Genomic DNA, 5934 nt, shown 5'->3' on the forward strand with positions numbered 1-5934 from the left:
CTGCAAAACTCTCAACCAACTGCGCCAAAAGTTAGCTCAAGTCCTGGAAACAATTACACCTGAGGTGATTGCTTCTCTCACCTGTTACGATTTCATTCTTGAAGCTTTATTTAGCGCAGCTTCATAAAGAATTGGTATAAGTACTAAAATTTTTAATACTGCCAGTACTTTAAATCTAAACTTTGACCTGCTACAGCAACTGCACCAAGGTAATGATCACCGGGTACGAGTTCAATCAAACTCCATTCTTGATCAGTGATCAGTTTTGCTGCTTGTTCTAGAGTCAGAGAAATCTCTACTTTTTCTAATTGAACTATTCCTACTCCTATTGCTTTTAAATAAGCTTCTTTGCAAGTCCAGTAGCGAAAAAACACTTGTTGTTGTTGGTTTGAGGGGAGCGATCGCACTAGTTCATATTCTCTAGGTGCAAAGAACCTTTCCGCAAGAGCTTCAACATCACTGACTGACCGCATATATTCTACATCTATACCAATTTTGCGATTCCTACTGACACCACATAGAGCCAAATCTTGTGAGTGAGACAAGTTAAATGACAGTCCACTATCAGCAAAGCTATCAGCTAATAATGGCTTTCCGCGAAGTTCATAGGTAAATTCCACCGCTTGGGGTTCCACACCTAAGTAGCGACCCAAGATTGTACGCAGGATACCCCGACCTGCAATAAAACGCTGTCGATGTTGTTCAAAGTAAAACCTTTGAGCGCGAGCAATTTCATCACCAGAGAGCGTTGTTTGTAAAACTTGCAGTTCTGATTCTGGTCGTTCTAGCTCAATTCGCCAAACATGCACATCATCAGGTAACAAGGTTAAATTTGTTGGTGCGGTTAGCCACAAATGCTTAGTCTCAGACCCCATCTTAACCTTTACTTTAATTCTCTCTTCTAACCGTTCTTTTCATCCCCTCACATGGCAAACTAACCTGTTAAATAAAGACATACTTTCATGGGGATAAATCTATCTAAATATTAGTAGCTTACACGATATCTGACTTTCGTGGATTAGCGGGCGGAAAGTATAATTATCAGTTTTGATAAGTTCGTAGTAAGCACTTCAGTGCTTGTATATTTGAGGACTAAAGTTCTCACTACAATCTTGGAAGCCACAGCCACTCAGTAATATAACTGAACTCATTACGGTAGACATGAGTCTAAAATTTTTTCATGTCCTACGTATTATACTGATGACTTCTTCCAAATTATTCAAAGAGCGTTACTTTGCTCAGATTGTGACACTGTTGTTATTGTTACTTATACTGGTAATAGGAGCAGTTCCTGGATATCTCAAAGGTAACTGGCAATGGGAGGAACCACCACCTGTCACCAATCTCAAAAAGTTAAAACGGATACGCCAAACAGGATTGGCTCTTCCTGGTTGGCAAACGATTGAACAAGCAGAACAACCCATTGGCGAACAAAAGTGGTCTTTGCAGTTAATTAAAAAACAAGATTCTAAAATTGAGGCTGTGTTATTGTTATTACCGCAAAATGGGCCAAGAAAACAGCCACAAGTAGAATGGACAGAAATTAATGGTTGGGGTCGTTTACGTTGGGGACAGTGGGATATTGCTCAAAGTCGCCTAGTGGAATTTACTGTCAAGCAGCCGCAAGCAAAGGTAAAAGCTAGGTTCTTTCGCGCTGCGACAAAAGAGCAAACTTTTGCAGTTCTGCAATGGTACGCTTGGCGCGATGGTGGCGATCCATCAACTTTGCAGTGGTTGTTGGCAGATCAGATAGCTCAATTACAAAAGCAACGTGCTGCTTGGGTTGCTGTCAGTATCCTTGTACCGATGGAGCCTTTAGGAAAAATTGATACAGTTTGGTCTGAGGTAAAATCTCTTGGCGAAACAGTACAAGATACTTTAATGACAAATGAATTATGAAGGGATCGGGAATTGGGGACAAGACACGGAGAATATTTTTGATAATTTCTCCGCGTCACCGCATCTCCTTGTCTCCGTGTCTGCTTTTCCCGTTCCCTATCTTAAGTTTGCTCCTTGAATTTTAAATAAAAATTATTACACTTACCATTACGTGTATCTTAAGTTAAAATAGCCGCTTGCAGCTTTGCAGTCTGAGAATGGCTTCACAGCTTAAATTAATTGTTTATAACTTCTATTTGTTGATATGCGTGCATTCAGCACACTGTACTGTTTGAGTTTTCCAGTCAGTATTTTATTAGCAACGACTTCAATTCCTGCTGTTGCTCAAGCGCCATTTCCTGCTTCTGTGACAGACAGTAAATTTACTCAATCGGGTGTTAATAATAATCAAATACCGTCTCAACTCGACCGTTATATTTTGGGGCCGGGAGATACAATTACCATCCAAGTTCAACGTCCTTTTGGCCCCTATCGTCTAGGGCCAGGAGATGTTATTGGCGTTGTGATTGAGCGTTTTCCAGATTTAGGTTTTCAAGCTGCTGTCAATCCCGAAGGAAAGATCATTGTTCCTTTATTGGGAACTGTATCACTACAAAATTTAACTTTAGCAGAGGCACAAAATAAGATTCGCTCTTTATTCAATACCTATGTCATTGATCCAAGAGTGACTTTATCTCTGGTGTCGCAGCGCCCGGAGTTAAATTTTTCAGTCACAATCAACCCTGAAGGTAATGTTGTTTTGCCTCAAGTGGGAACAGTATCCTTAAAAGGCTTGAGTTTGGAAGAAGCTCAAGAAAAAATTCGCTTACTACGCGATCGCATTACACCAGATCAAGTTGTTGCTGTATCATTAGCATCACCTCGAACAGTACAAATCACTATTAGTGGTGAAGTACTAAGACCCGGAATTTATCCCATGGGTTCACCAACACCTCGGATTACTGATACTTTGTTACTAGCAGGCGGTTCTACCATGATGGCAGACCTGCGACAAGTCCAACTACGGCGTAAGTTAATTGATGGTTCAATTATTACCCAAAATATTGACTTGTATAGTCCTGTACTCAATGGCGACGCCGCACCTAACTTCCGCTTGCAAGATGGAGATGCGATCGTTGTTATGCGTCGCGACCTCGCTAATGATGATAATTACGATCGCAATCTTGTTGCTCGTTCCTCTTTAGCTCAACCCCAAATTCGAGTCAGAGTATTAAACTATGCCACTGGGGGAATCGTCACGCAAACATTGCCGAATGGTAGTAATTTTGTAGATGTTTTGTCAGGAGTCAACCCTAATTTTACTAACATCCGGGATATTGCCCTAGTTCGCTTCGACCCAGAACGAGGTAAAGCCATCACTCAGAGATTAAACGGTAAAAAGGCTTTAGCTGGAGATGCAACTCAAAACGTGCCACTTCAAGATAATGATGTTATCGTGATTGGTCGAAACCTCATCGGTAAAATTACGAACCTAATATCTACCATTACCCAACCCTTTTTCAGTTTTCAGAATTTCCTCAACTTCTTCGATAGTTTTGTCGGTGGTGGAGGGAAGTAGGGAAAGGGGATCGGGGATCGGGGATCGGGGATTGGAAGGGGGAAATATTTCTCTGTTGTCTTCCCACACCAAGCACATTTGTGTATCCTCTTTGTTCCCTTTCCCCTTTCCCCTTTCCCCTTTCCCCAATCCCCAATCCCCAATCCAAAATCCAAAATCTAAAATCGAATGACGCCACCGATTGTTAAGCGCTACTTGATAGCTTTTGAGAAGTATAAGTGGATTGGTTTAGCCAGTTTCACTTTAGTTGTAGTTGGTTCAACGGTGGTGGCTATACAACCAGAACCACCAGCTAGTTATATTGCAGATGCTGCACTTACTTACTCTAGTCCTCCTGTTTTATTTTCTGTGACTGGGGGTGAAATTCAGCAGCAAGGTCAAGAATTAACTCAAGAAATTTTGCTATCAGACCAAATCATTGAGGCTGTGGCAACGAAAGTCAATGTCAAACCAAAACAAATTGGTAAAAATATTGCTCTGACTGTACCGGAAAAAAGTAAGCCAGGAGAAGCACCTGCGTCTACACTCATTGAAATTAAATATAAAGACTCTAACGAAAAGCGTGCTAAACAAACAGTACAGCTATTGATGGAAGCCATGATTAAGTTGAGTGGTGAGATCAATACCAGGCGATTAAATGCAATTATCAAGAAAATCAACGAACGCTCACCACAGATTAAACAAGATTTGCAATTAGCGGAGAAAAAACTAGAACAATATGATCGCATTGAAGGTCCAGCATTGCTAGCTGCGGAAAATGGTAGTTTGTTGAATGCAATCACCAGCAGTCAAAATCAGCAACGACAAATTCAATTGACGCTAACTGGAGTCGATACTCAAGTTCGCAGTTTGCAAAAAAAATTGGGGTTAAATGTTAACCAAGCTTATGTTTCATCAGCTTTGAGTGCTGATCCAATTATTGCCAACTTGCGATCGCAAATCTATCAAGTCGAAAGCCAAATGGGAGTCCTCGCCAAACAAGGTGCGCGTCCCGAATTACCCCAAATGGTACAATTGCAGCGTCAAAAAGATGCTTATGAACAATTGATACAACAACGAGCCGTTGAAGTTGTAGGTGGTCAAGGTGCAACGGCTCCTCTTGCTAGTTCAGTTACAGATATTCGTTCCCAAAGTAACTTAGACCCCGCTCGTCAGCAACTTGCCAATCAGCTAGTAGCTTTACAAACTCAGTACGAGACATTACGACAGCAGCTAGTTTCTTTGTCACAAGACGAAGCACGACTGCGACAAGCATATGCTTTGATACCTAATAAGCAATTAGAGCGATCGCGTTTAGAACAAGAAGTCGCACTCAAAAAAGCCATCTTCGACAAAATGCAAGCAAAACTGATTGATGCTCAAGCAGCAGAAGCAGAAACCGTGAGTAGTCTGGGTGTAGCTAGAGTTCCTTTAGTGACTGCTGATGTTAAACCTCCGAAGAGTGTACCAGCTACCCTCGCGCTTGGTGGTGTTTTCGGATTAATCGTTGGTGGTGGGGTGATATTTTTATTAGGCTCACTCGAAGCTACTTTCAAAACCAAAGAGGATATCCGCAATCATCTAAAACAGCGAGAAGTCGTCGTCCTGGGAGAGTTACCTTTGATGCCAGTAGATGACTTGTCACCAGAAGAAGTACCAACCATACTTTCTGTTTATTCCCCGTATTTAGAATATTATGAGAAGTTCCGTAGTAATCTACGTCGCTTCGGCAGCAAAACTTTAAAAGTAATATTAATCACTAGTGTAAGTAGCAGCGAAGGTAAAACCACAAGTGCTTACAACTTGGGTATAGCTTCCGCGCGTACTGGCAAACGTACCTTAATTATTGAAACAGATTTGCGATCGCCTTCTCGTAGTCCATCGCTGAAAGTGAGTATTGACCCCAAGGCGAATATTGAACCCCTACGCTATTACGGTAGCTTGAGCGAGTGTATCCGCTTAGTTCCTGATGTCGAAAATTTATACATTGTTCCTAGTGCCGGGGTTGTACATCAGCCTGCTGCTATCCTTGAATCGAGCGAATTCCGGCGCTTAATCGAAGATGCCCGTGAACGCTATGATTTAGTAATTATAGATACTAAACCCATCAGTTTATCTAATGATGCTTTATTAATTCAACCTTACAGCGATGGCATTATCCTAGTCACCCGACCACATCATACCCAAGAAAACATGCTCGGTGAAGTTATAGATGAATTGGTGGAATCAGAATTAGGATTAGTGGGAGCAGTGATTAACGGTGCTGATATCTTCGTCCCTCAACCTCAACTTGGACAATCAGTCTCTTCATCTGCGGAAGAATCATTGGTGCGTTAGGACTAATGTCCACAACACACCCCAATACGGTTCAGTTAAGGCTAAAAACTAAAACTAGCGTAGGTTGGGGAGCCAGTGCGTTGCGGGGGTCCCAAGAGTTGTAGCACCTGGCGTTTGAGGAACGTAGACGCGCCCTGCGCGGCTGATCGCAGAGTAACCCA

At 42.0% G+C, this 5934-nt stretch carries 4 protein-coding genes; 3 read left to right on the plus strand and 1 reads right to left on the minus strand.

Annotation, left to right across the window (positions count from 1 at the left end; translation table 11 throughout):
- Positions 1-152: 152 nt before the first annotated feature.
- Positions 153-875: a 4'-phosphopantetheinyl transferase HetI gene (gene hetI, locus ACE1AT_RS20540; protein WP_374871665.1), complete on the minus strand. Its 723-nt coding sequence runs from the start codon at positions 873-875 to the stop codon at positions 153-155.
- 325 nt (positions 876-1200) lie between these two features.
- Here hetI and ACE1AT_RS20545 point away from each other — a divergent pair, with 325 nt between their 5' ends.
- The 3 genes from ACE1AT_RS20545 (at position 1201) to ACE1AT_RS20555 (ending at position 5773) form a co-directional block, all read left to right on the plus strand.
- Positions 1201-1899: a cyanoexosortase B system-associated protein gene (locus ACE1AT_RS20545; protein ID WP_374871667.1), complete on the plus strand. Its 699-nt coding sequence runs from the start codon at positions 1201-1203 to the stop codon at positions 1897-1899.
- Between the two features lie 244 nt (positions 1900-2143).
- Positions 2144-3457, plus strand: coding sequence for a polysaccharide biosynthesis/export family protein (locus tag ACE1AT_RS20550; RefSeq protein WP_374871669.1), 1314 nt, complete (start codon positions 2144-2146; stop codon positions 3455-3457).
- Positions 3458-3625: 168 nt separating this feature from the next.
- Positions 3626-5773, plus strand: coding sequence for a GumC family protein (locus ACE1AT_RS20555; protein WP_374871671.1), 2148 nt, complete (start codon positions 3626-3628; stop codon positions 5771-5773).
- Positions 5774-5934: the final 161 nt, after the last annotated feature.

It is taken from the genome of Pelatocladus sp. BLCC-F211, assembly GCF_041928655.1.
Taxonomy (GTDB): domain Bacteria; phylum Cyanobacteriota; class Cyanobacteriia; order Cyanobacteriales; family Nostocaceae; genus Pelatocladus.